This window comes from Protofrankia sp. CiP1_Cm_nod2, from assembly GCF_920664355.1.
Taxonomy (GTDB): domain Bacteria; phylum Actinomycetota; class Actinomycetes; order Frankiales; family Frankiaceae; genus Protofrankia.
Genome location: NZ_CAKKTL010000151.1, coordinates 2,422 through 4,376 on the forward strand (window position 1 = coordinate 2,422; position 1,955 = coordinate 4,376).

Genomic DNA, 1,955 nt, shown 5'->3' on the forward strand with positions numbered 1-1,955 from the left:
GACCCTGCTGGTTAATTCAGGCGGCGAGGGTGAAGTCGAGCCGGGCGAGGTGGGTGGCGCGGGTGCGGTCGAGAGGCTTGCCGGTCCAGTAGGCATCGAGCCGGATCATGTTGATCGTGGTTGCGGCGATGGTGTGTTCGAGGGCTGTCTTCGGTAAGCCGACGTAGCGGGCGGTGCGGACGCCGGTGACGTGGGTGGTCTGGCGCATGGTGCCCTCGATGCCGGCCCGGGCGGCGTAGCGCCGTTTCCACTCGTCGGTTGTCTGCTCAGCCCGCGCGGCCGCGAGGGCCTCGTGCAGTTCCCGATCCCGGATGGTGATCTGCCGGCGGGTGCCTGTCGTGCACAGCTCCCGTTTCGTGCACGGGCCGCAGTCCGTCCGGGCCCAACTCACCACGATCGCGTCGCGTTCTGCCTGCCGGCACGGCGTCCACGACGCGCTGGCCCGGCCCTCGGGGCAGGTTCCGCGCCGCTGGTCGAAATCGAACGAGAAGCTCGCCTTGTCGTAGCCCTGCCCGGCTCTGGCTTGCGCGGACTGGTCGAGCAGGACCGGGGTGACCAGCGTGACCCCGTAGGCCCGGGCGGAGCGCACGATCTGCTCGGCGCTCGGGTAGCCGGAGTCGAGCAGGTGCTCGGCCGGCAGCAGCCCGCGCCGCTCCAGCCTGGTGTGGACCTCTTCCAGCGCGGCGGCGTCGGAGGTCGTCGCCACGGTGGTCAGCACCCCGATGATCAGGTTGGGTAGATCGCCGCGGCCGGTCCCCGCTGGCCGCGCGACCGGTGCCTGCCCTGGCCCGCTGGCCGTCCCGGCCGCGTCCGCGGGGGTGGGGGTGCACGACGGGTCGTCGCAGGTCTCGGTGAAGTGGACCTTGTATCCGTCCCAGCCGTGGTCGCGTTTGACGCTGTGGCGCGCGTCGAGGTCGTAGGGCGAGATGAGGCGGTCTCTGCCGGGCGGGAGACCGTCCCCGCCCTCGGACTCGCTCTCCCGCCGCCGCACCACCTCCGCACCCCTCGACGTGGTGGTCCGGTAGAACTGCTGGATCCAGATCCGGCGCAGCGTGTCGACGGCGGGGATCTCGCGTAGCCACGGCGGCGCGGCCGGCGCGGCGACCTGTTCGAGCAGGCGGTAACCGTCACGGCCGTAGTCGACCATGAGCGCCGCGCGTCTCGTCTCGGACTCGGGCAGGTGCAGGTGGTCGACCCGCGCCCCGTAGCGCACCTGCCAAGACGCGTCGATCACCCCTGTCAGCCAGTCCGGCGCGGCGCTGGCCAGCGCCTCGAGCGCGGCGCGCAGCGTCTCCCCGGCCAGTTCCAGGCGGCACAGGTGCCGGATCGCCCCGAGCACGTGCGTCGAGTCGGTACGCGCCCGCCCGCGCGCCTTCACCAGCCCCTCGGCCGCGAGGCGTTCGAGCAGCGCGTCCAGCGCGAGGGTCGCCAGATCCCCCGCGACGAGCCGGGAACGGAACTCCGAGAGCACGCTGGCGTCGAACCCGGCGTCGTCGAGATCGAGGCCGAGGGCGAACTTCCACGACACCCGGTCGCGGACCGCGTCCGCGGCCTGCCGGTCGGTCAGGTTCTCGCTGAACTGCAGCACCGTGACCATCATCAGCTGGCCCGGAGAGATCCCCGGCCGGCCCCGAACCCCGAACGCGCCCGTGAACCGCTCGTCGTCATACACCGCGCCGAGCTCGTCACGGATGCGCATCGCCAGGTTCCCCTTCGGGAACGCGGTACGCGCGACCTGCGCGGTCAACGGCGGGACCTCGGGCCAGGGTCTCGGCTGCAGCGACACAGCCGCCATCATCCCGACCACCGACCCACTGATCTACGACCGGTCCGATTGTCGCGCACTCGCGCAACACCGGCCCAACTCCCGTAGCAGCCACACTGACACGGTCAAGGCCCGCAACCAGCGCCAGCCGAACCACTCACCCTCACGACCCCAAATAAGCCAGCAGGGT

Annotated in this window: 1 protein-coding gene; it reads right to left on the minus strand. The window is 71.6% G+C overall.

What is annotated here, in order from left to right; translation table 11 throughout:
- Positions 1-16: 16 nt before the first annotated feature.
- Positions 17-1,786 carry a transposase gene (locus tag NBW84_RS16365; RefSeq protein WP_250285609.1) on the minus strand — a complete coding sequence of 590 codons (1,770 nt, stop codon included), beginning with the start codon at positions 1,784-1,786 and terminating at the stop codon, positions 17-19.
- Between the last annotated feature and the right edge of the window lie 169 nt (positions 1,787-1,955).